Annotated in this window: 28 protein-coding genes and 3 tRNA genes; 13 read left to right on the forward strand and 18 right to left on the reverse strand. The window is 73.0% G+C overall.

Features of this window, described 5'->3' with window-relative positions; all coding sequences use genetic code 11:
• Positions 1-78: 78 nt before the first annotated feature.
• From ACA361_RS22575 to ACA361_RS22585, 3 genes are read right to left on the reverse strand one after another with little or no spacing between them, the layout of a single operon-like run.
• Complete coding sequence (locus tag ACA361_RS22575) at positions 79-1,188, reverse strand: D-alanine--D-alanine ligase family protein (RefSeq protein ID WP_375014683.1); 1,110 nt, start codon at positions 1,186-1,188, stop codon at positions 79-81.
• 57 nt (positions 1,189-1,245) lie between these two features.
• Positions 1,246-2,235, reverse strand: a complete 990-nt coding sequence (locus tag ACA361_RS22580) for an NAD(P)H-dependent glycerol-3-phosphate dehydrogenase (RefSeq protein WP_375014892.1) — start codon at positions 2,233-2,235, stop codon at positions 1,246-1,248.
• Positions 2,236-2,267: 32 nt separating this feature from the next.
• Positions 2,268-3,050: a lysophospholipid acyltransferase family protein gene (locus tag ACA361_RS22585; RefSeq protein ID WP_375014685.1), complete on the reverse strand. Its 783-nt coding sequence runs from the start codon at positions 3,048-3,050 to the stop codon at positions 2,268-2,270.
• Positions 3,051-3,132: 82 nt separating this feature from the next.
• Between ACA361_RS22585 and cofC the strand changes: the two genes are divergently transcribed.
• Together cofC and ACA361_RS22595 are read left to right on the forward strand one after the other, a co-directional pair.
• Positions 3,133-3,822, forward strand: coding sequence for a 2-phospho-L-lactate guanylyltransferase (gene cofC, locus ACA361_RS22590; RefSeq protein ID WP_375014687.1), 690 nt, complete (start codon positions 3,133-3,135; stop codon positions 3,820-3,822).
• Positions 3,823-3,861: 39 nt separating this feature from the next.
• Positions 3,862-4,071 (forward strand): hypothetical protein, encoded by a 210-nt coding sequence (locus tag ACA361_RS22595; protein ID WP_375014689.1) that lies wholly within the window; start codon positions 3,862-3,864, stop codon positions 4,069-4,071.
• Positions 4,072-4,181: 110 nt separating this feature from the next.
• Here ACA361_RS22595 and ACA361_RS22600 read toward each other — a convergent pair whose 3' ends face one another.
• The 4 genes from ACA361_RS22600 to leuC all read right to left on the reverse strand — a co-directional run bounded on the left by ACA361_RS22600 (position 4,182) and on the right by leuC (position 6,943).
• Entirely contained in the window at positions 4,182-4,460 is a 279-nt protein-coding gene (locus ACA361_RS22600) for an HU family DNA-binding protein (RefSeq protein ID WP_131758296.1), read from the reverse strand.
• Between the two features lie 157 nt (positions 4,461-4,617).
• Complete coding sequence (locus ACA361_RS22605; RefSeq protein ID WP_375014691.1) at positions 4,618-4,851, reverse strand: hypothetical protein; 234 nt, start codon at positions 4,849-4,851, stop codon at positions 4,618-4,620.
• Between the two features lie 86 nt (positions 4,852-4,937).
• Positions 4,938-5,531, reverse strand: a complete 594-nt coding sequence (gene leuD, locus ACA361_RS22610) for a 3-isopropylmalate dehydratase small subunit (RefSeq protein ID WP_375014693.1) — start codon at positions 5,529-5,531, stop codon at positions 4,938-4,940.
• 14 nt (positions 5,532-5,545) lie between these two features.
• Positions 5,546-6,943, reverse strand: a complete 1,398-nt coding sequence (gene leuC / locus ACA361_RS22615) for a 3-isopropylmalate dehydratase large subunit (protein WP_375014695.1) — start codon at positions 6,941-6,943, stop codon at positions 5,546-5,548.
• 142 nt (positions 6,944-7,085) lie between these two features.
• On the opposite strand from leuC, the gene ACA361_RS22620 reads away from it, so the two are divergent.
• The 9 genes from ACA361_RS22620 (at position 7,086) to ACA361_RS22660 (ending at position 12,605) form a co-directional block, all read left to right on the forward strand.
• A complete protein-coding gene (locus ACA361_RS22620) occupies positions 7,086-7,808 on the forward strand; it encodes an IclR family transcriptional regulator (protein WP_375014697.1) in 723 nt (240 codons plus the stop codon).
• Positions 7,809-7,894: 86 nt separating this feature from the next.
• Entirely contained in the window at positions 7,895-8,524 is a 630-nt protein-coding gene (locus ACA361_RS22625) for a MerR family transcriptional regulator (RefSeq protein ID WP_375014699.1), read from the forward strand.
• Between the two features lie 47 nt (positions 8,525-8,571).
• Positions 8,572-8,937 carry a YidH family protein gene (locus tag ACA361_RS22630; protein ID WP_375014701.1) on the forward strand — a complete coding sequence of 122 codons (366 nt, stop codon included), beginning with the start codon at positions 8,572-8,574 and terminating at the stop codon, positions 8,935-8,937.
• Entirely contained in the window at positions 8,934-9,230 is a 297-nt protein-coding gene (locus ACA361_RS22635) for a DUF202 domain-containing protein (RefSeq protein ID WP_375014703.1), read from the forward strand. Before ACA361_RS22630 ends, ACA361_RS22635 begins: the two co-directional genes overlap by 4 nt.
• Before the next feature lie 12 nt (positions 9,231-9,242).
• Positions 9,243-10,025 (forward strand): S-adenosyl-l-methionine hydroxide adenosyltransferase family protein, encoded by a 783-nt coding sequence (locus ACA361_RS22640; RefSeq protein WP_375014706.1) that lies wholly within the window; start codon positions 9,243-9,245, stop codon positions 10,023-10,025.
• Between the two features lie 4 nt (positions 10,026-10,029).
• The gene (locus ACA361_RS22645; protein WP_375014708.1) at positions 10,030-10,425 is read left to right on the forward strand and encodes an NUDIX domain-containing protein; all 396 of its coding nucleotides are present in this window, start codon (positions 10,030-10,032) and stop codon (positions 10,423-10,425) included.
• Positions 10,426-10,483: 58 nt separating this feature from the next.
• A complete protein-coding gene (locus tag ACA361_RS22650; protein WP_375014710.1) occupies positions 10,484-11,146 on the forward strand; it encodes a PaaI family thioesterase in 663 nt (220 codons plus the stop codon).
• 8 nt (positions 11,147-11,154) lie between these two features.
• Positions 11,155-11,997, forward strand: coding sequence for an LLM class F420-dependent oxidoreductase (locus ACA361_RS22655; protein ID WP_375014712.1), 843 nt, complete (start codon positions 11,155-11,157; stop codon positions 11,995-11,997).
• Positions 11,994-12,605, forward strand: coding sequence for a TetR/AcrR family transcriptional regulator (locus ACA361_RS22660; protein ID WP_375014714.1), 612 nt, complete (start codon positions 11,994-11,996; stop codon positions 12,603-12,605). The genes ACA361_RS22655 and ACA361_RS22660 overlap by 4 nt, the downstream gene beginning before the upstream one ends.
• A 56-nt stretch (positions 12,606-12,661) precedes the next feature.
• Here ACA361_RS22660 and ACA361_RS22665 read toward each other — a convergent pair.
• From ACA361_RS22665 to ACA361_RS22695, 7 genes are all read right to left on the reverse strand, one after another.
• A tRNA-Glu gene (locus ACA361_RS22665) sits at positions 12,662-12,734 on the reverse strand.
• A gap of 172 nt (positions 12,735-12,906) precedes the next feature.
• A tRNA-Glu gene (locus ACA361_RS22670) sits at positions 12,907-12,979 on the reverse strand.
• A 28-nt stretch (positions 12,980-13,007) separates the two neighbouring features.
• Positions 13,008-13,079 (reverse strand) — tRNA-Gln (locus tag ACA361_RS22675).
• Positions 13,080-13,168: 89 nt separating this feature from the next.
• On the reverse strand, positions 13,169-13,804 hold the full coding sequence (locus tag ACA361_RS22680) for a DUF2461 domain-containing protein (RefSeq protein ID WP_375014715.1): 636 nt from the start codon (positions 13,802-13,804) through the stop codon (positions 13,169-13,171).
• An 88-nt stretch (positions 13,805-13,892) separates the two neighbouring features.
• The gene (locus tag ACA361_RS22685; RefSeq protein WP_375014717.1) at positions 13,893-14,657 is read right to left on the reverse strand and encodes a fumarylacetoacetate hydrolase family protein; all 765 of its coding nucleotides are present in this window, start codon (positions 14,655-14,657) and stop codon (positions 13,893-13,895) included.
• Between the two features lie 29 nt (positions 14,658-14,686).
• A complete protein-coding gene (locus tag ACA361_RS22690) occupies positions 14,687-16,138 on the reverse strand; it encodes a cellulose binding domain-containing protein (protein ID WP_375014719.1) in 1,452 nt (483 codons plus the stop codon).
• Positions 16,139-16,244: 106 nt separating this feature from the next.
• On the reverse strand, positions 16,245-16,613 hold the full coding sequence (locus tag ACA361_RS22695; RefSeq protein ID WP_375014721.1) for a hypothetical protein: 369 nt from the start codon (positions 16,611-16,613) through the stop codon (positions 16,245-16,247).
• A gap of 242 nt (positions 16,614-16,855) precedes the next feature.
• Between ACA361_RS22695 and ACA361_RS22700 the strand changes: the two genes are divergently transcribed.
• Entirely contained in the window at positions 16,856-17,215 is a 360-nt protein-coding gene (locus ACA361_RS22700) for an antibiotic biosynthesis monooxygenase family protein (protein WP_375014722.1), read from the forward strand.
• Between the two features lie 54 nt (positions 17,216-17,269).
• Here the strand turns inward: ACA361_RS22700 and ACA361_RS22705 are convergent, their stop codons facing one another.
• From ACA361_RS22705 to ACA361_RS22720, 4 genes are all read right to left on the reverse strand, one after another.
• Positions 17,270-17,563 (reverse strand): GNAT family N-acetyltransferase, encoded by a 294-nt coding sequence (locus ACA361_RS22705; protein WP_375014724.1) that lies wholly within the window; start codon positions 17,561-17,563, stop codon positions 17,270-17,272.
• Positions 17,564-17,610: 47 nt separating this feature from the next.
• A complete protein-coding gene (cimA, locus tag ACA361_RS22710) occupies positions 17,611-19,191 on the reverse strand; it encodes a citramalate synthase (RefSeq protein WP_375014726.1) in 1,581 nt (526 codons plus the stop codon).
• 296 nt (positions 19,192-19,487) lie between these two features.
• Positions 19,488-20,588, reverse strand: coding sequence for a branched-chain amino acid aminotransferase (locus ACA361_RS22715; protein ID WP_375014728.1), 1,101 nt, complete (start codon positions 20,586-20,588; stop codon positions 19,488-19,490).
• A 158-nt stretch (positions 20,589-20,746) separates the two neighbouring features.
• Entirely contained in the window at positions 20,747-21,802 is a 1,056-nt protein-coding gene (locus ACA361_RS22720; RefSeq protein WP_375014730.1) for a 3-isopropylmalate dehydrogenase, read from the reverse strand.
• A 196-nt stretch (positions 21,803-21,998) separates the two neighbouring features.
• Between ACA361_RS22720 and ACA361_RS22725 the strand changes: the two genes are divergently transcribed.
• Positions 21,999-22,610 carry a hypothetical protein gene (locus tag ACA361_RS22725; RefSeq protein ID WP_375014732.1) on the forward strand — a complete coding sequence of 204 codons (612 nt, stop codon included), beginning with the start codon at positions 21,999-22,001 and terminating at the stop codon, positions 22,608-22,610.
• Positions 22,611-22,652 lie beyond the last annotated feature (42 nt).

Here is a 22,652-nt window from a genome sequence, read left to right on the forward strand (position 1 = left end):
GCGGTCCCCGGCCCGTGGGGGTGCCGGGGACCGGGCCGAGCACGGCACGAGTCCGGGGCAGGCCGGGGGCCGGGACGGCTAGCGGAGGCCCGTCGGGCGCTGGAGCGCGGTCTGGATGAGCCGGTCGACCAGCGCCGGGTAGTCCACGCCGCTCGCGGCCCACATCTGCGGGAACGCCGACGCCGGGGTGAAGCCCGGCATGGTGTTGATCTCGTTCAGGATCCACCGGCCGTCGGGCGTGTGGAAGAAGTCGACGCGGGCCAGGCCCTCGCAGTCCAGCGCATCGAACGCCTGCGCCGCCAGCCGCTGGACCTCCTCGATCGCGGCCGGGTCGAGGCTCGGCGGGATGTCCAGCCGCAGCGAGCTGTCGAGGTACTTGGTCTCGAAGTCGTAGAACCCCTGGTCGCCGCTGATCACGACCTCGGCGGGCAGGCTGGCCTCGGGCGGGCCGTCGTCCAGGCCCTGCAGCACGCCGCACTCGATCTCGCGGCCCTCGATCGCCGCCTCGACGATCACCTTGGGGTCGTGCTCGCGGGCGGCCTCGACCGCGGCCTCCAGGTCCTCCTCGCGGACGACCCGGGTGATGCCCATGCTGGAGCCGGCGCGGGCGGGCTTGACGAACACCGGCCGGCCCAGCTCCTTGATCTCGTCGATCTTGCGCTTGCGCTCGCGCCGCCACTCCCGGTCGCCGACCAGGACGTACGGGCCGACCGGCAGCCCGCGCGACTGCCAGACCAGCTTCATGAAGCCCTTGTCCATGCCGACCGCGCTGGCCAGCACGCCCGCGCCGACGTAGCGGACCCCGGCCAGATCGAGCATGCCCTGGATGGTGCCGTCCTCGCCGTACGGGCCGTGCAGCAGCGGCAGCACCACGTCGACCTCGCCGAGCGTCCGGGGCACCCGCCCCGGCTCGACGACCATCAGGCCGCGGCTGTCGGGGTCGAACGGCAGCGCGAGGGCCTCGCCCTCCCCGGTCACCTCGGGCAGCCGGCCGTCCTCGATCGCCAGCCGCAGGTCGGCCGGGGCCAGCACCCAGCGGCCGTCGCGGGCGATCCCGACGGGCACCACCTCGTAGCGGTCCCGGTCGATCGCCGCCATGACCGCGCCCGCGGTCACGCACGAGATGGCGTGCTCGGAGCTGCGCCCGCCGAACACCACGGCCACTCGGATCTTGGATGAAGGCGCCATGACGCCCGACCCTACCGGTGCCCAGCCGGTATCGGCCACGAGCGCCCCGCCTGCGGCTCACATGCCATAGCGCTCGGCCTTCGGCGCACGGGAGATCAGCGCCAGCGCGGCGTCCCTGAGCGGCACGCCGCCGTACAGCACCGACACCACCGCCTCGGTGATCGGCATCTCCACGTTGTGCTTGCGGGCCAGCTCCAGCACCGGCGTGCACGACTTGACGCCCTCGGCGGTCTGCTTGGTCACCGCGATCACCTCGTCCAGCGTCATGCCGCGGCCGAGGTTCTCGCCGAACGTGCGGTTGCGCGACAGCGGCGAGCTGCACGTCCCGACCAGGTCGCCCATCCCGGCGAGCCCGGCGAAGGTGTGCTCGTCGGCGCCCAGCGCGGCGCCCAGCCGGGTGATCTCCGCCAGCCCGCGGGTCATCAGCACCGCCTGGGTGCTGTCGCCGAAGCCCAGCCCGACCGCCATCCCGACGCACAGCGCGACGATGTTCTTGACCGCGCCGCCCAGCTCGCAGCCGACCACGTCGGTGCTGGTGTAGACGCGGAAGTACGGCGTCATCGCGGCCGCCTGGAGGCGGCGGGCGGCGTCCTCGTCCGCGCAGCCGGCCACCGCGGCGCCGGGCTGCCCGGCGACGATCTCGCGGGCCAGGTTGGGGCCGCTGAAGACCGCCACCCGCTCGGCGGGCACGTCCGCGACCTCGCCGATGACCTCCGACATCCGGCGGGACGTGCCGAGCTCGATCCCCTTCATCAGGCTGACCAGCACCGACTCGGGCGGCAGCAGCGGCACCCAGGCGGCGAGGTTCTCCCGGAGCGTCTGTGCGGGCACGGCCAGCGCCACGAAGTCGGCGCCGGCGAGCGCCTCGGCCGCGTCGGTGGTGGCGCGCAGGCTCGCCGGCAGCTCGACGCCGGGCAGGTAGTCGGGGTTCTCGTGCCGCTCGTTCACCGCCCGGACCGGGCCGGGCCGGCGGCCCCAGAGCGTGACCTCGCCCCCGGCGTCGCACAGCAGCTTGGCGAACGTGGTCCCCCACGAACCCGCGCCCATGACGGCCGTCCGCGCCGGCCGGGATGCCAGGCTCACAGCGCCTCCCCTCCACTTCCCGCCGTCCCGCGGCGCTGCTCGAGAACCCGGTGGTGGTCGTACAGCTCCTCGGGCGGCGTCTCGCCGCGCAGCTCCCCGAGCAGCCCGGCGATCGCACGCATGATCTCGTCGGTCGCCTCGCGCAGGGTCTCCTTGCTGAGGGGCCTGCCCTCGAACCGCGACAGGTCCACCGGCGGACCGGCGATCACCCGCATCCGCTTGCGCGGGAACGGATGGAAGCCCTTCTTCAAACTACCCGCAAGCCCGCGCTGCTCGGCCTTCTTGTACGGCAGCAGCTCGTGCGCGCCCCAGCTCGCCACCGGAACGACCTTGGCGCCGGTGGTCAGCGCCATCCGCGCCGCGCCGGTCTGCCCGGTCATCGGCCACAGTTCCGGATCGCGGGTGCAACTGCCCTCCGGGTAGAACATCAGGCACTGGCCGTTGCGCAGCGCCTCGGCGGCGTCCTCCAGCGCGAGCGCCGCGTCCGCCCGGTCCCGGTAGACCGGGATCTGGCCGGTGCCGCGCAGCACCGCCCGGATGAACCGCACGTCGAACAGCGTGGACTTCGCCAGGTAGACCGGGTAGCGGCCCGACTCGTACACGAAGTGGGCCAGCGCGAGGGGGTCGGCCTCGGAGATGTGGTTGGCGGCGATGATGATCCCGCCTTCCCTGGGCACGTTCTCGTGCCCCCTCCAGTCCCTTTTCAGCAGCCCGCGGAGCAGGGGGCGAAGGATGACGATGGTGAACCTCCGCCAGGCAGGCGAATACGCGTGGCTCATGCCCATCCCTCCTCGGTCGGGCCCACGTGTGCGTGGGGCGTCCTCAAGTGTCGTGCTCGACTGCGCATAGTGTCGAGTCGCCATGTCTACAGCAGAGCGCAGTTCTACAGCAGAGCGCGGCGGGCCTCGTCCCCAGTGGTCGCTCGTCGTCCCGGTCAAGGTCCTGGCCAGGGCGAAGTCCCGGCTGGCGGCCGCCGCCGGCCCGCACCGCGCGGCGCTGGCCCTGGCGGTCGCGGCCGACACGGTGGCCGCGGCGCTGCGCTGCGACCGGGTCCGGCATGTGATCGTTGTCACCGACGACCCCGTGCCGGCCGCCGAGCTGGGGGCGCTGGGGGCGCGGATCGTCCCCGACGAGCCGGACGCGGGGCTGAACCCGGCCCTGGTGTACGGGGCGCGCCGGGCCCGCGAGGCCGACCCCGCGACGGGGATCGGCGCGATCTCCGCGGACCTGCCGGCGCTGCGCCCCGGCGAGCTGGCCCGGGTGCTGGACGAGGCGGCGCGCGCGCCCGAATCGTTCGTGCCGGACGCCGCCGGGGTGGGGACCACGCTGTACGCGACGCGGCCGGGCGTCCCGTTCGCGCCCGCGTTCGGCGGGGACTCGCGGGCCGCGCACCGGGCGCGCGGGGCGCGGGAGCTGCGGCCGGCCGGCATCGACAGCGTGCGCCGCGACGTGGACACCCTGGACGATCTGCGCGCCGCGCTGGAGCTGGGCACCGGCCCGCGGACGGCCGCGGTCGCCGGGCTGCTGCCCGCGCTGCGCACCTCGGCGTGAGGCCGCGCCGCCGGTCTCCGCCCGGCTAGGCTGGCCGGCATGCAGGGGACGGTGCGCACCTACGACGCGGAGACCCGTTCGGGCAGCGTCCTGCTCGACGACGGGACCGAGCTGCCCTTCGACGCGGCGGCGTTCGCCGCGGGCGGGCTGCGGCTGCTGCGCTTCGGCCAGCGCGTCAACCTGGCCGTGCGCGAGGACGACGGGCGGATCGCCGCGATCACCCTGTCGACGTTCCCGCTCCCCGAGTGACCGCGGAGGCCGCCCGGGCGGGTCCCGGCATCCGCGCTCCGGCATACGCGCTCCCGGCATACGCAAGCGCCCGGAGCCGCGCGATGCGGCCCCGGGCGCTGACGAGGGCGTTACTTCTTGCCCGCCACGAGGTTCTTGAAGTCCGCGCCCGCCTTGAACTTGGGCACGGACGTCGCGGGAACGTCGATGGTCTTGCCCGTTGCGGGGTTCCGGGCCGTACGGGCAGGCCGGTCGGCCTTCTCGAACGAACCGAACCCCGTGATCGCGACCTTGTCGCCCTTGGCGACGGCGGTCTGGATCGTCTCCAGGATCGCGTCGACGGCCTCGGCTGCGGCCTTCTTGCTGCCCAGCCGGTCAGAGATGGCGTCGACCAGCTCACGCTTGTTCATGGGTTACTCCTCTAGTTCCCCCCTTGCCCGAACGAAACTAAGGGACCCATAGCACCGACACAATCACCTGCAAGCAATAGTTGCCGTGTCGCAGGCGTTTTGTTCGGTCTCGCCCCCGTCTCGCCAGGCGCCGGACCGGATCCGGCCACTGCGCACGCTAGCGGCCTTCCGGCGCCCTGCGGAAATCGGCGAGGAATGTTTCCAGCCTGCGGGAGGCCAGCGCGGGGTCGCGTTTGGCCAGATCGGTGATCGCCAGGAGCTGCCGGATCAGCCGCCGCCGGGGCTCCGGCGGCAGCGGAGCCACCAGCCGGTGGGCGACCTTCAGCTGCTCCGCCAGCCACGCCAGCGCCGGATCGTCGTACTGGGGTCCGGTCCACGGGACCGTGCTCAATGCAACCCTCCAAAAAAGCGTCGAGCGTGTCTCCGCACTACAGGAATTGTCCTCTGTGCGGAGACACGCTCGTGCGGGCGGGGGTGCTACCGGTCCGCGGTGACCGGCATCCAGGGCGCGCGGTCCTGCTCGTACGCGGCGATGTCGTCGGCGTACCGGAGGGTCAGGCCGATGTCGTCCAGGCCCTCCATGAGCCGCCAGCGCGTGTAGTCGTCGATCTCGAACGGCGCCGTGATGTCGCCGGCCCGCACTTCGCGGGCCGCCAGGTCGACGGTGATCTCGGCGGCCGGGTCGGCCTCGGCGCGGGCCTGCAGCGCCTCGACGGTCTCGCCCGGCAGGATCACCGGCAGCAGCCCCATCTTGGTGGAGTTGTTGCGGAAGATGTCGCCGAACCGCGGGGCGATGATGGCCTTGAAGCCGTACTGCTGGAGCGCCCAGACGGCGTGCTCGCGGGACGAGCCGGTGCCGAAGTCGGGCCCGGCGACCAGGATGCTCGCGCCCGCGTACTCGGGCTTGTTGAGCACGAACTCCGGGTCCTCGCGCCAGGCCGAGAACAGCCCCTTGTCGAAGCCGGTGCGGCTGACCTGCTTGAGCCAGACGGCCGGGATGATCTGGTCGGTGTCGACGTTGCTGCGGCGCAGCGGCACGCCGCGGCCGGTGTGGCTGGTGAACGCTTCCATGGTCGTGGAATCCCTCAGAGGTCGGCGGGCGCGGTCAGGGTGCCGGTCACGGCGGTGGCGGCGGCGACGGCGGGCGACACCAGGTGGGTGCGGCCGCCGGGGCCCTGCCGGCCCTCGAAGTTGCGGTTGGACGTCGAGGCGCTGCGCTCGCCGGGCGTGAGCTTGTCGGGGTTCATCGCCAGGCACATCGAGCAGCCGGCCTCGCGCCACTCGGCGCCGGACGCGGAGATGATCTCGTGCAGCCCCTCGGCCTCGGCCTGCTTCTTGACCTTCATCGAGCCGGGGACGACCAGCATCCGGACGCCGTCGGCGACCTTGCGGCCGTCCAGGATCCCGGCGACGGCGCGCAGGTCCTCGATGCGGCCGTTGGTGCAGGACCCGACGAAGACGGTGTCGACCCTGATGTCGCGCAGCGGGGTGCCGGCGGCCAGGTCCATGTACTCCAGCGCCCGCTCGGCCGCCTGCCGGTCGACCGGGTCGGCGAACGAGGCGGGGTCGGGCACGGACTCGCCCAGCGGCAGGCCCTGCCCGGGGTTGGTGCCCCAGGTGACGAACGGCGTCAGCTCGGCCGCGTCGATCACGACCTCCTTGTCGAAGACCGCGTCGTCGTCGGTGCGCAGCGACTTCCAGTACTCGACGGCGCGGTCCCAGTCCTCGCCCTGCGGGGCGTTCGGGCGGCCCTTGAGGTACTCGAACGTGGTCTCGTCCGGGGCGATCATCCCGGCCCGGGCGCCGGCCTCGATGGACATGTTGCAGACCGTCATCCGGCCCTCCATCGACAGCGACCTGATCGCCTCGCCGCGGTACTCGATGATGTGGCCCTGGCCGCCGCCGGTGCCGATCCGCGCGATGATCGCCAGGATCAGGTCCTTGGCGGTGACGCCCTCGGGCAGCGCGCCGTTCACGGTCACGGCCATCATCTTGGGCTTGACCTGCGGCAGCGTCTGGGTGGCCAGGACGTGCTCGACCTCGCTGGTGCCGATACCGTGGGCCAGCGCGCCGAACGCGCCGTGCGTGGAGGTGTGCGAGTCGCCGCACACCACGGTCATGCCCGGCTGCGTCAGCCCCAGCTGCGGGCCGATGACGTGCACGATGCCCTGGCCGTCGTCGCCCATCGGATGCAGCCGGATGCCGAAGTCGGCGCAGTTCTTGCGCAGCGTCTCGACCTGGGTGCGCGACACCGGGTCGGCGATCGGCTTGAGCAGGTCGGTGGTCGGGACGTTGTGGTCCTCGGTGGCGATCGTCAGCTCGGGGCGGCGGACCTTGCGGCCGTTCATCCGCAGCCCGTCGAACGCCTGCGGGCTGGTGACCTCGTGGACCAGGTGCAGGTCGATGTAGAGGAGGTCCGGTTCGCCCTCGGCACGTCGTACGACGTGCGCGTCGTACACCTTCTCGGCCAGTGTGCGGCCCATCGCTCCCACCTCGTCTGCTTGAGATCTGTACTGAGATCTGTCGTTCGGGATGTGTTCGTCCCCGGCGCCCTGGCTCGCCGGGGCTCCGTGGTCTCGGTCACCTCGGCTTGCATCTCAATCTGCGAGACGACAATATCAAGGCATGGACAACTCTAGCGGAGTCGGCGTACTTGACAAAGCCGTTCTCGTTCTGAACGCGCTGGAGGCCGGTCCGGCCTCGCTCGCGCAGCTCGTCCAGAGCACCGGGCTGGCCCGGCCGACCGCCCACCGGCTCGCCGTCGCGCTGGAGCACCACCGCCTCGTCCACCGCGACGGCCAGGGCCGGTTCGTCCTCGGCCCACGGCTGGCCGAGCTGGCCGTGGCGGCCGGCGAGGACCGGCTGCTCGCCATCGCGCAGCCCGTCCTGGCACAGCTGCGCGATCTCACGGGCGAGAGCGCCTCGCTGTTCCGCCGCCAGGGCGACGTGCGGGTCTGCGTGGCCGCCGCCGAGCGCAGCAGCGGCCTGCGCGACACGATCCCGGTCGGGGCGGCGCTGCCGATGACCGCCGGGTCGGCCGCGCAGATCCTGCTGGCCTGGGAGGAGCCCGACCGGCTGCACCGGGGCCTGCGCGGCGCCAAGTTCGAGGCCACGACGCTCTCGTCCGTCCGGCGGCGCGGCTGGGCACAGAGCGTGGGCGAGCGTGAGCAGGGAGTAGGATCGGTCTCGGCGCCGGTCCGCGGCGCCGGCGGCCGGGTGATCGCGGCGGTCTCGGTCTCCGGCCCGCTCGAACGGCTGTCCCGCTCGCCCGGCCGGATGCACGCCGGGCCGGTGATGGCCGCCGCCGAGAAGATCTCAGATTCGATGCGCCGCACCACCGTCCGTTGAGAGGATCCGCTAGAACCCCCTTTGGATAGTCCAGGTACCGAGCACCGGAATGGCGCTAGGAATGTCCCCTAAGGGGGTGCTCGGGCATGCAGATTTCGGAACTGAGCGACCGCAGCGGGCTCACCGTTCAGACGATCAAGTTCTACATCCGCGAGGAGCTGCTGCCCAGGGGCACGGCCGCGGGGGCCACGCGGGCCGAGTACGGCGCGGGGCATCTGGAGCGGCTGCGGCTCATCCGCGCGCTGCGGGAGGTCGGCGACCTTCCGGTCGCCGCGATCCGGCGGATCCTGGCGGCGATGGAGAACGACGGCGTGGGACTGCACGAGCTGTTCGGCACCACCCAGCACGCCATCGGGCCGCACGTGGCGGTGCCCGACGACCCGCACTGGCGGGCCGCGCGGCAGGACGTGGACGCGCTCGTCCGGGAGCTCGGCTGGCAGGTCGGCCAGCGCGCCCCGGCCCGCGACCTGCTCGCCCGCGCGTTCGTGGCGCTCCGCCGGCTCGGCTTCCCGATCACCCTGACCGACCTGCGGCCGTACGTGCGGGCGGCCGCCGACATGGCCGAGCACGAGATCGGGCGGATCGTCCGCGACGGCCCGCGGGCGCGTTCCGTGCAGGCGATGCTCGTCTCCACCGTCCTGTACGAGCAGGTGCTCACCGCCCTGCACCGGCTGGCCCAGGAGGACGCCGCCGCGAGGCACTTTGATGAGAATTAAGAATTTCACCCGGATTAGTCGGAATTGGGTCGCATAAAATATCGGCGATGACCGAAACCCGATGGACCGCACGGCTGCTCAGCGAGGGCGAGGATCCCGATCCCCGATTCACCCTCGCCAACGAGCGCACTTTCCTCGCCTGGATCCGTACCGCGCTCGCCGTGATCGCCGGCGGCATCGGGCTGGCGGTGGCGGGCGACGCGCTCGCCGCCCCGCTCCGCAACGGCCTGGCGATCACGTTCTCCGCCACCGGCGCGCTGATCGCCGCGCTGGCGTTCCGCCGGTGGCTGCGCACCGAGCGCGCCCTGCGCCGCGGCCAGACGCTGCCGCCGCCCCGGCTCGCCCCGCTCATGTCGTACGGGCTGGCCGTCGCCGCCGTCGTGCTGCTGGTGGCCGTGCTGGCCACCCGATGAGGCTCTGGGACCCCGGCGCCCAGCCCGAGCGGACCGCGCTGGCCTGGTCGCGCACCACCCTCTCGCTGATCGTCGCGGGGCTGTTCTGCGTCCGCTTCGCCCCCACGGCCCCCAGCGCCGCGCTGGCCGCCGCGGCCGTCTGCGGCGCCGTCTCCCTCCAGCTCCGGCGCACCCAGAAGCAGCACCGCAGGCGCACCACCGCCCCGCCCGCCGTGGACCCCGCCTCGATCGCCCTGGCCACGGCCGTCACCGTCCTGCTGGGCCTCACCGGCCTGCTCCTCGCCCTGGCCTGAGACCCTGGGGCCATGTTCGTCAGCCTTACCACCGACTTCGGCCACGCGTACACGGCGATCTGCGCCGGCGTGATCCACCGGATCGCCCCCGGCGCCACCGTCCTGGTCCTGAGCGACGAGGTCACCCCGTACGCGATCGTCGAGGGCGCGCTGCTGCTGCGGCAGTCCCTCCCCTACCTGCCCGTGGGCGTCCACGTGGCCGTCGTCGACCCCGGCGTCGGCACGCCGCGCCGGCCCGTCGCGGTCCGCACCGGGCGCGGCGACACCCTCGTCGGCCCCGACAACGGCCTGCTCGTGCCCGCCGCCGAACGGCTCGGCGGCCTGGAACGGGCGCACGTCCTGGCGAACCCCGCGTACCGGCTGCCCGAGGTCTCGGCGAGCTTCCACGGCCGCGACATCTTCTCCCCCGCCGCCGCCCACCTCGCCGCGGGCGCCGGCATCGCCGACCTCGGCCCCAGGGCGGAGGAGCTGGAACGCCCCGGCATCCCGGCCCCCGAGATCGGCGACGGCGAACTCCGCACGGCGGTCCTCTACACCGACCGCTTCGGCAGCCTGATCCTCTCCGCGACGCCCGGCGACCTCCAGCGGGCCCTCGGCCCGGTGGCGCCCGGCACGCCCCTGGCCGCCACCGAGACGATCCCCTTCGTCACCACCTACGGCGACGTCCCCGCCGGAGCCCCGCTCATCTGGGCGGACTCCTCGGGACAGCTCGGCCTGGCGGTCAACCGGGGCTCCGCCGCCGACCGCTACGGCCTGGCCGCCGGCGCCGCCCTCACCCTCCGCCGGGCAGACTGATCACATGGATCTCGACGTCGTCGCCTGGGTGCACGTCACCCGGGACCGGATGCTCGCCGTACGCTCCCGCGGCCGCGACCTGCTCTACCTCCCCGGCGGCAAGCGCGAGCCCGGCGAGGACGACTGGTCGGCGCTGTCCCGCGAGGTGCGCGAGGAACTGGCCCTCGAACTCGACCGCGGCTCGTTCCGCGAACTCGGCGTCGTCCGCGCCGCGGCCCACGACCAGCCCGCCCACACCCACGTCCGGATGGCCTGCTTCACCGCCGCGTACGCGGGCGAGATCAGGGCCGCCGGCGAGGTGGACGAGTTCCGCTACGTCGGCTCGCCCGACCGCGCCCTGCTGGCCCCCGCCGCCCGGGCCGCCCTGGACCTCGCCGCCGCCAAGGGCCTGCTCTCCTGAGACTTCCTCACTTGTCCCCCTTTTCACATCGAGGGTTCAATGTGATGATGCTCGGACCATGAACTTGACAGAGCAGGAACTGAGCGCGCTCAGCGGCAGCGGCTTCCACGTCGAGGACATCCCCTCCGAGGAGGTCGACCGGCTGGAGGCGCTCTACGGCCCCCTGGCCGGCAGCGTCCGGGAGCTGATGGACGCCGTCATCCGCACCCAGGTCGACGACGCGACGATCGAGCGGGCCCGCGCCGAGATCGACGCCGTCACCGCCCGCCTGAGGGAACGGCAGACCGACGGCCCGTTCGGCATCAGGTTCAACCGGTCGGGCCGCAGCTGGTCCTGGGGGAACGCGGTCATCGGGCTCCGCAACGCCATCGCGCCGCCGCTGGTGATCGAGCACACCCCGGCCGGGGCCCGCGCCGAGTTCGAACTCGGCGCCGCCTACGAGGGCCCGCCCGGCAACGTCCACGGCGGCGTCCTCGCCATGATCCTCGACCACCTCATGGGCGAGACCGCCAGCCAGGGCGGCCGCCCGACCGCCACCGGCACGCTGACGCTCCGCTACCTGCGGGGAACGCCGCTGGGCCCCCTCCGGGCGGAGGGCCGCGTCGACCGCGTCGACGGCCTGAAGAGCTACGTGACCGCCTCCATCGCCGACGCCGAGGGCCCCACCGTCGAGGCCGAGGGCGTCTTCATCGTCCCCCGCTGGGCCCGCGGCCACTTCTAGGGAGAACCATGCGCCACGGAATCGTCCTGTTCACCAGCGACCGCGGCATCGCGCCCGCCCAGGCCGCCAAGGCGGCCGAGGACGCCGGTTTCGACACCTTCTACGTCCCCGAGCACACCCACATCCCCGTCCGCCGCGACGCCGCCCACCCCGGCACCGGCGACGAGACGCTCCCCGACGACCGCTACACCCGCACCCTCGACCCCTGGGTGTCGCTGGCCACCGCCGCCGCCGTCACCACCCGGATCCGGCTCGCCACCGCGGTCGCCCTCCCCGTCGAGTCCGACCCGATCACGCTGGCGAAGGCGATCGCGACCCTCGACCACCTCTCCGGCGGCCGCGTCACCCTCGGCGCCGGCTTCGGCTGGAACACCGACGAGCTCGCCGACCACCACGTACCGGCCAGGAAGCGCAGGACGGTCCTGCGCGAGTACCTGGAGGCCATGCGCGCCCTCTGGACGCAGGAGGAGGCCGCCTACGACGGCGAGTTCGTGAGCTTCGGCCCCTCCTGGGCCTGGCCGAAGCCCGTCCAGCCGCACGTCCCCGTCCTCATCGGCGCGGGAGCCGGTCCCAAGACCTTCGAGTGGATCTCCGCCAGTGCCGACGGCTGGATGACCACGCCGATCGAGCAGGACGTCCCCGCCAAGGCCGCCGACCTCCACAAGGCATGGGCGGCCGCCGGCCGCACGGGCGCCCCCGACATCGCCCTCCTGGCCACCACCCGTCCCGACCGCGACGAGATCGCCCGCTGGGCGGACGCCGGCGTGACCGACGTCATCTGGGGCCTGCCCGACAAGTCCCCCGACGAGGTGACCGCCTTCATCGGCCGCCTCGCCGGCCGAGTCCGATGACGCTGAGCGCCAAGGGCACCAGACTCAACCGCCGGGGCCTGGAGACCCGGGAGCAGCTGCTCCGGCTCGCCATCCGCTGCCTGGCGGAGGGCGGCCCCGACGCCGTCAGCGCCAACCTGGTCGCCCGCGAGGCGGGCGTCACCTGGGGCACGATCCAGCACCAGTTCGGCGACGCGGACGGCCTGTGGGCGGCGATGCTGGAGTACATCGGCACCAAATGGGAGACGGTCCTCCCCGAGGTCCCCGACGGCGCCTCCCTCGCCGCCCGCGTGGACGCCGTGGTCGAGATGCTCTGGAACGCCCTGGAACGCCCGGCCTCGAAGGCGATCACCAACCTGCGGACCGCGCTCCCCCACCGTCCGGTGGACCTGGCGGCCGCGTTCCCGCGCACGGCGTCCGCCCTGGCCGCCTGGGACGCCGAGTGGTCGGCGACCTGCGACCGGGCGTTCGAGGGCGTCCCGGTGGACAGGACCAAGGTCACCCGCGTCCGCGGCCTGCTCCCCGCGGCCCTGCGCGGCCTGCGCGACGAGCAGAACCTGAGCACCTTCACCGACGTGGACGAGTCCCGCCGCGGCCTCTCGGAGGCCATCACCGCGTACCTGTCCTGACCCGGTGCGCGAACGCCAGAAGGCGGGTCAGGAAAACCTGACCCGCCTTCTTCCTGTACCCCCGAGCGGATTCGAACCGCCGTTACCGCCTTGAGAGGGCGGCGTCCTAGGCCACTAGACGACGGGGGCGTGCAACCGACCTCAGCACGACACCGAGACCAGCCTCAAACGACCTGCGCAACCCCGCGCGTGAAGGCGAAGCCTTCACATCGGGGGTTCCAGGGGGTCGCCCCCCTGGGCAAACACAGCGGGCCCCGGCGAAGTCGCCCACGAGGGCGACGAGCAGGGTGGTCCCGCCACGTACCCCCGAGCGGATTCGAACCGCCGTTACCGCCTTGAGAGGGCGGCGTCCTAGGCCACTAGACGACGGGGGCGTGTCCGGCCGTCAAGCGGCCGGAACAGCTGGGGTACCAGGACTCGAACCTAGACTAACTGAACCAGAATCAGTCGTGCTGCCGATTACACCATACCCCAGTGCGGTAAGCGGGCCCTTCGGATCGGGATCCTCCGGGTCGCTCGCGCCTCGAAGAGAATACAGGACCTTGGGAGTTCGGCCAAAACGATTAGGCGGGGTCGCCGGGCGGGTCCAGGTGGGCGTTGCCCCACTCGACGAGGGGGCGGAGGCGGCGCCAGGAGTCGCGGACGCGGTCGGCGACCTCGCGGGTGTGCATCCACGGGTCGGCGGGCCAGCCCTCGTGGGCGTAGAGGGAGCGGTGCCGCAGCAGGTCGAGGCGGGGGTGGCCGGGGTCGGTGCCGCGCGGGCGGGTCTTGAGCCGGTCGCCGGCGATCTCCAGGCCCTGGGCGCGGAGGCGGTCGACGATGGCCTCCAGTTCCTTGCCGCTGGAGTCGGCGTCGACGGCGGCGCGGTAGCGGCGGAGCCGTTCGGGGTCGGGGGCGAACATGCCGCCGGCGACCATGAGGCCGTCGGCGTCGACCTGGACGTACAGGCCGCCGAGGGCGTGGGCGCCCTGGTGGGTCTTGTACGGGGTCTTGTCGTGGGAGAACCGGACGTCGCGGTACGGGCGGAACAGTTTGGCGGGGCCGAATTCGGCTTCGAGTTCGGCGCACAGTTCGGCCAGGGGCGCGCGGACGCGGCTCTCGTAGGTGGGTTTGTGCGCGGTCCAGTAACTCTTGGAGTTGTCGGCGAGCAGTCCTTCGTAAAAGGCGAAGGTCTCGTCGCTGAAACCCGCGAATGCCATGGTCTCTCCTTGCCGTGCGGCCTCCGTACCAGGGTAGGGAGGCCGCACGGCGGGCGGAGCAGGAGGCACGGAGCCGGAGGCGGCCGGTTCAGTCGCGGGCGACGACGCGGTTGGTGAGGTCGCCGATGCCCTCGACGGTGACGGTGACCTCGTCGCCGATCTCCAGGGGGCCGACTCCGGCGGGGGTGCCGGTCAGGATGACGTCGCCGGGCAGGAGCGTCATGACCTGGCTGACGTACTCGACGAGCGCGGGCACGTCGTGGAGGAGCAGGGACGTGCGGGCGTCCTGCCTGGTCTCCCCGTTCACCGTGGTGGTGATCGCGAGGTCGGCCGGGTCGGCCTCGGTCTCGATCCAGGGGCCGAGCGGGCAGAAGGTGTCGAAGCCCTTGGCCCGGGTCCACTGCCCGTCCCTGCTCTGCAGGTCGCGGGCGGTGACGTCGTTGGCGACGGTGTAGCCGAGGATGACGTCGGCGGCGCGGGCGGCGGGGACCTCGCGGCACATCCGGCCGATGACCACGGCCAGCTCGCCCTCGAAGTCGACCCGCTCGCTGAGCTTCTCGGGGTAGGCGATCGCCTCCCCGGGGCCGATCACCGCGGTGGACGGCTTGCTGAAGATCACCGGCTCGGCCGGCGGCTCGCCGCCCATCTCGCGGGCGTGATCGGCGTAGTTCTTGCCGATCGCGATGACCTTGCTGGGCAGGATCGGGGCGAGCAGCCGCACGTCGGCGAGCGGGAACCGCTGCCCGGTGAACGTCAGCTCCCCGAAGGGGTGGGCCGCGACCGCGGCGATGGTGTTCTCTTCCACCACCCCGAAGGACATGCCCTCGTCGGTGGAGAACCTCGCGATACGCATGGCGTCGAGCCTAGTACGGGTGTCGTTGGTCAGAAGCCGCAGGGCTTGCCGTTGAGCTCGCAGTCCTTCGGGTCGGCCGCGGCGCCCTCGGCGCCGTACTGGACGTCCCAGGTGGCGCCGGGCTGGATCGCGGGGGCGTTCTCCAGGGGCCGGATCTCGACCTTGCCGCCCTTGCGGACGAGCCGCGCGCCCCAGATGTTCTTCACGTTGCCGCCCGGGGCGGTGAAGGTGATCTTCCAGTCCGTCAGCGGCCGGCTCGACCGGTTGGTGATGACGAACCTGCCCTCGTAGTAGCCGGGGTCGCGCTGGACGAGCTGGTAGCTGATGCCCTTGCCCGGGACGACGGGGCCGACGGGGGCGGTGGTGGGCGCCGGTACGGGGGCGCCCGGGGTCTGGGACGGCGCGGGCGCCGCGCCGGGGGCGGTGGCGCCCGGTGAGGCGGCGGGCGTCGGCGTGGCCGTGCCGGTGGGCGTGGCGGGCGGCGCGGAGGACGCCGGCGGGCTGGCGGCGGCGGGGCCCTTGCCGCCGGCGGGGTCGTCCTCGCCGGACAGGACGATGGCGGCGACGATGGCGCCGGCGCCCACGATCAGCATCGCGGCGATGGCGGCGGCGAGGAGGAGCGGCCGCCTGCCCTTGCTCCGGGACGCTCCCGCGGGCGGCACGCCTCCGGTCGGGGACGCGACCGGCGGCTGTCCCGGCGGCGGTCCGCCGGCGGGCGCCGCGGCGGGCGGCGCGGGCTGCGCGAAGCCGGCGGGGAGCGGCGGCGGGGCGCCGGTGGGCGGGGTCGGGGCCTCGGGCCCGGCGGCCGGTGCGGGCGGCGGCGCGGCCCCGGCGGGCGGTGCCGGCTGGTGGGGCGCGGCGGGGGCCGCGGCCTCGGGGGCGGCCGGGGGCGTGAGGGCGGCCATGGGGGCCGCGGCGGCGGCCTGCGGGAGGGAGGGGCGTTCGGCCTCGGGGGCCGGCGGCGCCTCCTGGGCGAACGCGGCGGGCTGCCCGCCGGTGGCCTCCTCGGCGCCGAACTGGGCCGTCCAGGGGCCCTGCTCGGGCACCGCGGGCGGCTGCTCCGGCTCGGCGGCCGGCGCGGGCGCCGGGGGTGCCGGTGGGGGTGCCGGGCTTTCCTTGGCCAGCGCGTACGGCGGCAGCGGTACGGACGTGGTCGACGCGGGCGCGCCGCCGCCGGTCTCGCCGGTGTCGACGGTGAAGTCGGACATGGTGGCGTCCGTCAGCGTGGACGGGCCCGTGGCCGCCTCGACGACGGTGTTCTCCGCCGGGGCGCCGCCGAGGTCGTCGACGGCGGCGTCCTGAAGGGTCAGGTCCGCCGCGGGGCGGTCCACGATCGTCCGCTCGCCGATCTCGTCCGGGGCGTCGTCCCCGGCCGCGGTCTCCTGGACGGTGTCCTCGGGATCGCCCTTGACCGCCGGGATCGCGAACTCGGTGGTCGTCTTGTGGTCCGGGGGGACGTACCCGGGCTCCTCGCCGCTCAACTCGTCACCTTCTCCATCGCGTCGGCCCGTGTGCCGGCCTATGGACTCCGACGATGGCGAGGCCGATCAGGTTCACGCTCCGGGCGGGTTCGCCGTGCGGCGCGGGTCAGCCCGCGCCCGCGGCCTCCAGGCCGCGGCGGGCGGCGGCCCGCTGGTGCCGGTCCAGCATGTCGGTGATCAGGCGGATCGAGTCGGGCCGGGTGGCGTCCACGCCCTCGCTGAGCCAGCGGCTCGCCTCGGCCAGCAGTTCCTCGCCCGAGCCCGCCGCGCGCTCGTCGTCGAGCCGGGTCAGCGCGGAGCTGAGCCGTACCGCGGCGCCGGGCCGGTCGCACTCGGCGGCGTGCCGGAACCACCGGACCGCCTGGTCGAGGTCGCCCTCGCGCTCGTACAGCAGTCCGAGCTCGAACGCGATGTCGGCCCATGCCCCGTCGACGCAGCGCCGAGCGGTCTCGGGGCTCCAGGGTCGGACAGACATGCGCTCACTCCGTGCTCGGGTACATCGGGAACGGCGCGGGACCCCCCGCGCCGCACGGGTTACACATCATGGCGCCCCGGCGACGCACTCGCCACTTGTTTGGGACGCATTCGCCGAATTTCTTCCAGTTAACCGCTTACCTGAGTCATCAGACTCTGTCAGGGGCGCGCCGGCGGCCGCTCCGGGACCGCCGGAGGGGGCTGGATAGGGTCGTCCCAGAACGAGACGACGAGGAGGCCGACGTGTCCGTGGTGAAGATCAACGTGCTGACCGTGCCCGAGCCGATGCGCGAGGAGCTGGAGCGGCGGTTCGCGAAGCGGGCCGGACTGGTCGACGAGGCCGACGGGTTCGAGTACTTCGAGCTGCTGCGCCCGGTGGACGGCACCGACCGGTACCTCGTCTACACCCGGTGGCGCGACGACGCGTCCTTCAAGGCGTGGATGGAGGGCCAGGCGTTCCAGCGCGGGCACTCCCGCTCCATGAAGGACGAGCAGGAGGCCAAGGAGGGCAAGGAGCCGAACAAGGGGCACGGCGGCCCCGCGGCGACCGGCTCCGAGCAGTGGTCGTTCGAGGTGATCGAGAGCACCGGCCCGAAGGACTGAAGCCGGTACGGAACGGGCGGGCGCGCGATCGGCGCGCCCGCCCGTTCCCCGTTCTCAGGCGCCTTCCCTGCCGACGAGGTCCTGGTAGTCGGGGTGCCGGTCGATCCAGCCCTTGATGAACGGGCACAGCGGCACCACCGCGAGGCCGCCCTTGGCGCGGACGCCGTCCAGCGCGCCGCGGGCCAGGGCGCCGCCGACGCCCTGGCCCTCGAACGCGTCGAAGACCTCGGTGTGGGTGAAGACGATCTTGCCGGGCCGGGTCCGGTACTCGGCGAACCCGGCCAGCTCCCCGTCCACCCGGATCTCGTACCGGCTCGCCTCGGCGTTGTCGCTGATCTCTTTGCTCATGTCCGGTCAATGCCCGCCGCGGCGCGGGTATTTCACGATCGGCCGGATCAGCCCGCTTCGTAGCCGGCGTGCAGCAGGCAGTACGTGACCGCCTCCTCCAGGGCCTGCCAGGACGCGGCGATGACGTTGTCCTCGACGCCGACCGTGCCCCACTCGCGCTCGCCGTCGCTGGACTCGATCAGGACGCGGGTCCGGGCGTCGGTGCCGTGCGAGCCCTCCAGGATCCGGACCTTGTAGTCGACCAGCTCAAGCCGGGCCAGCTCGGGATAGAGCCGCTCCAGCGCGACGCGCAGCGCGTTGTCCAGGGCGTTGACGGGGCCGTTGCCCTCGCCGGTGGCGATGATCCGCTCGCCCTTGGCGTGCAGCTTCACGGTCGCCTCGCTGATCATGGAGCCGTCCGGGCGGCGCTCCACGATGGCGCGCCAGGACTCGACCTCGAAGTGCCGCTGCCGGACGCCGGTCAGCTCCTCGCGCAGCAGCAGCTCGAACGAGGCGTCGGCGGCCTCGAAGGTGTAGCCGGTGGACTCCAGCTCCTTGACCCTCGCGACGACGTCCTTGGCCTTCTCGCCGGACAGGTCGTACCCGAGCTCGCGGCCCTTGAGCTCGACCGAGGCGCGCCCGGCCATGCTGGACACCAGCATCCGCATGTCGTTGCCGACCAGGGCCGGGTCGATGTGCTGGTAGAGGTCGGGGTCCACCTTGATCGCCGAGGCGTGCAGGCCCGCCTTGTGGGCGAACGCCGACACCCCGACGTACGGCTGCTGGGAGCTGGGCGTGACGTTGGTGACCTCGGAGACGGCGTGCGCGATCCGGGTCATCTCGGCCATCTGGTCGTCGGTGACCAGCCGCATCCCGCGCTTGAGCTGGAGGTTGCCGATCACCGTGAAGAGGTTGGCGTTGCCGCTGCGCTCGCCGTACCCGTTGGCGCAGCCCTGGACGTGGGTGGCGCCGGCCTTCACCGCGGCCAGCGAGTTGGCCACCGCGCAGCCGGAGTCGTCGTGGCAGTGGATGCCGACGCGGGCACCGGCGGAGACGACCTCGTGGACGACGTCGGCCAGCTCGTCCGGCAGCATGCCGCCGTTGGTGTCGCACAGCGCGACGACGGAGGCGCCGGCCTCGGCGGCGGTGAGGACGGCCTCCAGCGCGTACGCGCGGTTGGCCTTGTAGCCGTCGAAGAAGTGCTCGGCGTCCAGGAAGACGCGCTGGCCCTCCGCGACGAGGTGGGAGACCGTGTCGCGGATCATCGCGAGGTTCTCCGCCAGGGTCGTCCGGAGGGCCAGCTCTACGTGCCTGTCGTGGCTCTTGGCGACCAGGGTCACGACGGGCGCGCGGGATTCGCGCAGGGCGGCCACCTGGGGATCGTCGGCGGCCTTCACTCCGGCCCGGCGGGTCGCGCCGAACGCGGCGAGCTGCGCGTGCCTCAGGTCGAGCTCGGTCAGAGCCCGCCTGAAGAACTCGGTGTCCTTGGGGTTGGCGCCGGGCCAGCCGCCCTCGATGAAGCCGACGCCGAGGTCGTCCAGGTGCCGCGCGACGGCGAGCTTGTCGGTGACGGAGAGGTTGAGCCCCTCCTGCTGCGAGCCGTCCCGCAGCGTTGTGTCGTACACGTGGAAGGCGTCGTCACCCTGCATCGTTGGTCTCCCTCAAGGGTCTGGGCCGCCGCGCCCTTGCGCCGGTTCCGCGAGTCCTGGACTGCTGTAGCACCCTGCTCTGAAATGCAGAAAGACCCCTCACGGACGTGAGAGGTCTGCGCGCCGGCGGTGTCCCGTTGTCAGCCGGCGCGCCAGCCGATAATCACGAGGCTGTGGCGCATGATGCCCATCAGTCTGCCATACCGGTGCCGATGCTCGGACGAACGTCTCAGGATGTGGAACGCCGGGCGTGTCGGCCCCGCCCGCCGCTCGGGCGGGCGGGGCGGGTCCGCCGGTCAGACGATCTTGTGGACCCAGCCGTACGGGTCGGGGCGGGTGCCGTACTGGATCCCGATCAGCTCCTCGCGCAGCCGCATCGAGACCTCGCCGGGCTCGCCGTCGCCGATGCGCCACTCGCGGTCGGCGCCCTTGACGTGCCCGACCGGGCTGATCACGGCGGCGGTGCCGCAGCCGAAGACCTCGGTGATCTCGCCGGAGGCGCAGCCGGACTCCCACTCGTCCACGCTGATCCGGCCCTCCTCGACCGGGATGCCGAGGTCGGGCGCCAGCTTGAGCATGCTGTCGCGGGTGATGCCCGGGAGCAGCGTGCCGGTGAGCGCGGGGGTGAGCAGCCGGGTCTCCGGGCCGGAGCCGTACACGAAGATCAGGTTCATCGACCCGACCTCCTCGACCCACTTGCGCTCGGCGGCGTCGAGCCAGACGACCTGGTCGCAGCCCTGCTCGACGGCCTGGGCCTGGCCCGCGAACGAGGCGGCGTAGTTGCCGCCGGTCTTGGCCTCGCCGGTGCCGCCGGGGGCGGCGCGGGTGTAGTCGGTCGACAGCCAGACCGACACCGGCTTGATCCCGCGGGCGTAGTAGTTGCCGGACGGGGAGGCGATGACCGCGAAGAGGAACTCGTCGGCCGGCTGGTTGACGCCGAGGGCACGGGTGGTGGCGAACATGAAGGGCCGCAGGTAGAGGCTGTAGCCCTCCTTGGTGGGCACCCACTCGCGGTCGGTGCGGACCAGCAGCTCCAGCGCGTCCACGAACAGCTGCTCGGGGATCTCCGGCATCGCCATCCGCCGGGCCGAGCGGTTCATCCGGGCGGCGTTCGCGTACGGGCGGAACGTCACGATCGTCCCGTCGGCCTGCCGGTACGCCTTGAGGCCCTCGAACAGCTCCTGGGAGTAGTGGAAGACCTGGCTGGCCGGGTCCATCGGGATCGGCCCGTACGGTTCGAGCCGGGCGTCGTGCCAGCCCTCGTCCGCCGAGTACCGGATCGTGACCATGTGGTCGGTGAAGTGGCGGCCCCATCCGGGGTCGGCCAGGACGCGGTCGCGCTCGGCGGCCGGCATGGGCCGCTCGTTGAGCGTGATGTCGAAGTCCAGGGTGCTCATCGTGGGGTCCTCTCCCGGATCGCCGCCGCGGCCCCGTTGCCGCTCAGCATTCCTTTAGTCCTTATTGTCGTACTTCATCCAGCTCACTCCTCCACTTGGCGCACGCCGAAAAACCGGGCGCGCCACGTGGGCGCGCCCGGTCATGAGCAGACGCGCCGCTAGCCGGATACTCGCTTGGCGATGGCGTCGCCGACCTGCGCGGTCGTGCGGGCGCCCTGGCCCGCGCGCTCCAGCAGGTCGTCCGACACGGCCCGCTCGACGCGGCGGGCGGCCTCGGCGGCGCCGAGGTGGTCCAGCAGCATGACCACCGACAGGATCGTGGCGGTCGGGTCGGCCTTGCCCTGGCCCGCGATGTCGGGGGCACTGCCGTGGACGGGCTCGAACATCGACGGGGCGGCGCCCTCGGGGTTGACGTTGCCCGAGGCGGCCAGGCCGATGCCGCCGGCGACGGCGGCGCCGATGTCGGTGATGATGTCGCCGAACAGGTTGTCGGTGACGACCACGTCGAACCGGCCCGGGTCGTTCACGAAGAACATCGTGGCCGCGTCGACATGGCAGTAGTCCGTGCTGACCTGCGGGTACTCCGCGGCGACCTTCTTGAGGATCCGCTGGTAGAGGTCGCCGGCGAAGGTCAGGACGTTGTCCTTGTGGACCAGGGTGAGCTTCTTGCGCGGCCGGTTCGCGGCCTGCTCGAAGGCGTACCGGACGACCCGCTCGACGCCGAAGGCGGTGTTGACGCTCTCCTGCGTCGCGACCTCGTGCGGGGTGCCCTTGCGCAGGACGCCGCCGACGCCCGTGTACGGGCCCTCGGTGCCCTCCCGGACGACGACCATGTCGATGTCGCCGGGGCCCACGCCCGCGAGCGGGGTGGCCGCCCCGGGGAGCAGCTTGACCGGCCGCAGGTTGACGTAGTGGTCGAGCTCGAACCGGGTCCGCAGCAGCAGCCCCCGCTCCAGCGTCCCGCTCGGCACGGTGGGGTCGCCGATCGCGCCGAGCAGGATGGCGTCCTGGCCGCGCAGCTCCTCGAGGACCGAGTCGGGGAGCGTCTCGCCGGTACGGTGCCAGCGGGCGGCGCCGAGGTCGTACGGGGTCTGCTCGAACACCAGGCCGGACGAGGGGGCCACGGCGTCGAGGACCTTCAGCCCCTCGGCGACCACCTCGGGGCCGATCCCGTCACCGGGGATGACGGCCAGTCGAATGCTGCGGGATGCCATGGGCGCACTCTACTGCAAACGTCTCAGTTCCTGAGCATCCGTCTCAGGATTCGATATCGACGTCTCGGCCGGCGAGGCGGCCGGGCAGGGCCACTTGAGTAGGGGTTACTCAGGCGTCCGGCAGGCCGGAAGAGCAGGCTGTGCCCAAGGGGCGGGCGCAGGGGCGAGCCGCCCTGGGGGGAAGGGAAGCGGAAGGATGCTGTACGCCAGGCTGCAGACCGTCGGCGGGATGCCGGCGCCCGCCGGGGCCGTGCGCCGGCTGGTCGAGATCGTCGCGGGCCATCCCGGTTTCGCCGGGCTGTGCCTGATGGAGGCCGTCGAGGAGACGGCGGCCGGGGCCCTGCTCACGCTGTGGCGGACGGCCGAGGACGCCCGGCTGGCGGTGGACCGTACCGAGGCCGCGCGCGGCGGGCCCCGGCCCGTCACCCTGCACAGCGACCGGATCTACGAGGTGGAGTCGGCCGAGGAGGGCCCGGACGCGGAGCTGCCGCCCGGCGCCGCGGTGCTCCTGTTCTTCGACGGCCCGCACGACGACGCGTGGCTGGAATCGGCCAGGTTCGCCCAGCGGGAGCGGATCGGGCCCGCGCTGCGGACCGTCTCCGGCCTCGTCCGCGGCATCTCGCTGTACGACCCGGAGGAGCGCTCCTCGGCCGTCGTCTCGCTCGGAACGTCCCTGGAGGCGCTGGCGCGCGCGGAGAAGGCGGTCAACTCGACCGAGCTGCTGCCGGGCGAGGACCCGGCGCTGCTGACGGGCCCGGACCGCGCGGTCGTGCACCGCGTGTCGGCCTACCTGGGGGCGCCCGTCTGACAGACGTGACCGTCTGAGAAACCCGATCCTCACCGCGTGGCG

It is taken from the genome of Actinomadura sp. 21ATH (assembly GCF_041951345.1).
GTDB lineage: Bacteria > Actinomycetota > Actinomycetes > Streptosporangiales > Streptosporangiaceae > Spirillospora.

What these genes read in the sequence shown, in the direction of transcription:
- ACA361_RS22620 (WP_375014697.1), top strand. Translation starts at nt 7,086, where the DNA reads ATGGACAACTCTAGCGGAGTCGGCGTACTTGACAAAGCCGTTCTCGTT.
- ACA361_RS22580 (WP_375014892.1), bottom strand. Translation starts at nt 2,235, where the DNA reads ATGGGCGCGGGTTCGTGGGGGACCACGTTCGCCAAGCTGCTGTGCGAC.
- ACA361_RS22630 (WP_375014701.1), top strand. Translation starts at nt 8,572, where the DNA reads ATGACCGAAACCCGATGGACCGCACGGCTGCTCAGCGAGGGCGAGGAT.
- ACA361_RS22680 (WP_375014715.1), bottom strand. Translation starts at nt 13,804, where the DNA reads ATGGCATTCGCGGGTTTCAGCGACGAGACCTTCGCCTTTTACGAAGGA.
- ACA361_RS22715 (WP_375014728.1), bottom strand. Translation starts at nt 20,588, where the DNA reads ATGAGCACCCTGGACTTCGACATCACGCTCAACGAGCGGCCCATGCCG.
- ACA361_RS22660 (WP_375014714.1), top strand. Translation starts at nt 11,994, where the DNA reads ATGACGCTGAGCGCCAAGGGCACCAGACTCAACCGCCGGGGCCTGGAG.
- ACA361_RS22640 (WP_375014706.1), top strand. Translation starts at nt 9,243, where the DNA reads ATGTTCGTCAGCCTTACCACCGACTTCGGCCACGCGTACACGGCGATC.
- ACA361_RS22600 (WP_131758296.1), bottom strand. Translation starts at nt 4,460, where the DNA reads ATGAACAAGCGTGAGCTGGTCGACGCCATCTCTGACCGGCTGGGCAGC.
- ACA361_RS22625 (WP_375014699.1), top strand. Translation starts at nt 7,895, where the DNA reads ATGCAGATTTCGGAACTGAGCGACCGCAGCGGGCTCACCGTTCAGACG.
- ACA361_RS22650 (WP_375014710.1), top strand. Translation starts at nt 10,484, where the DNA reads ATGAACTTGACAGAGCAGGAACTGAGCGCGCTCAGCGGCAGCGGCTTC.
- ACA361_RS22725 (WP_375014732.1), top strand. Translation starts at nt 21,999, where the DNA reads ATGCTGTACGCCAGGCTGCAGACCGTCGGCGGGATGCCGGCGCCCGCC.
- ACA361_RS22655 (WP_375014712.1), top strand. Translation starts at nt 11,155, where the DNA reads ATGCGCCACGGAATCGTCCTGTTCACCAGCGACCGCGGCATCGCGCCC.
- ACA361_RS22585 (WP_375014685.1), bottom strand. Translation starts at nt 3,050, where the DNA reads ATGAGCCACGCGTATTCGCCTGCCTGGCGGAGGTTCACCATCGTCATC.
- ACA361_RS22645 (WP_375014708.1), top strand. Translation starts at nt 10,030, where the DNA reads ATGGATCTCGACGTCGTCGCCTGGGTGCACGTCACCCGGGACCGGATG.
- leuC (WP_375014695.1), bottom strand. Translation starts at nt 6,943, where the DNA reads ATGGGCCGCACACTGGCCGAGAAGGTGTACGACGCGCACGTCGTACGA.
- ACA361_RS22595 (WP_375014689.1), top strand. Translation starts at nt 3,862, where the DNA reads ATGCAGGGGACGGTGCGCACCTACGACGCGGAGACCCGTTCGGGCAGC.
- ACA361_RS22695 (WP_375014721.1), bottom strand. Translation starts at nt 16,613, where the DNA reads ATGTCTGTCCGACCCTGGAGCCCCGAGACCGCTCGGCGCTGCGTCGAC.
- ACA361_RS22635 (WP_375014703.1), top strand. Translation starts at nt 8,934, where the DNA reads ATGAGGCTCTGGGACCCCGGCGCCCAGCCCGAGCGGACCGCGCTGGCC.
- leuD (WP_375014693.1), bottom strand. Translation starts at nt 5,531, where the DNA reads ATGGAAGCGTTCACCAGCCACACCGGCCGCGGCGTGCCGCTGCGCCGC.
- ACA361_RS22575 (WP_375014683.1), bottom strand. Translation starts at nt 1,188, where the DNA reads ATGGCGCCTTCATCCAAGATCCGAGTGGCCGTGGTGTTCGGCGGGCGC.
- ACA361_RS22685 (WP_375014717.1), bottom strand. Translation starts at nt 14,657, where the DNA reads ATGCGTATCGCGAGGTTCTCCACCGACGAGGGCATGTCCTTCGGGGTG.
- ACA361_RS22705 (WP_375014724.1), bottom strand. Translation starts at nt 17,563, where the DNA reads ATGAGCAAAGAGATCAGCGACAACGCCGAGGCGAGCCGGTACGAGATC.
- cimA (WP_375014726.1), bottom strand. Translation starts at nt 19,191, where the DNA reads ATGCAGGGTGACGACGCCTTCCACGTGTACGACACAACGCTGCGGGAC.
- ACA361_RS22720 (WP_375014730.1), bottom strand. Translation starts at nt 21,802, where the DNA reads ATGGCATCCCGCAGCATTCGACTGGCCGTCATCCCCGGTGACGGGATC.
- cofC (WP_375014687.1), top strand. Translation starts at nt 3,133, where the DNA reads ATGTCTACAGCAGAGCGCAGTTCTACAGCAGAGCGCGGCGGGCCTCGT.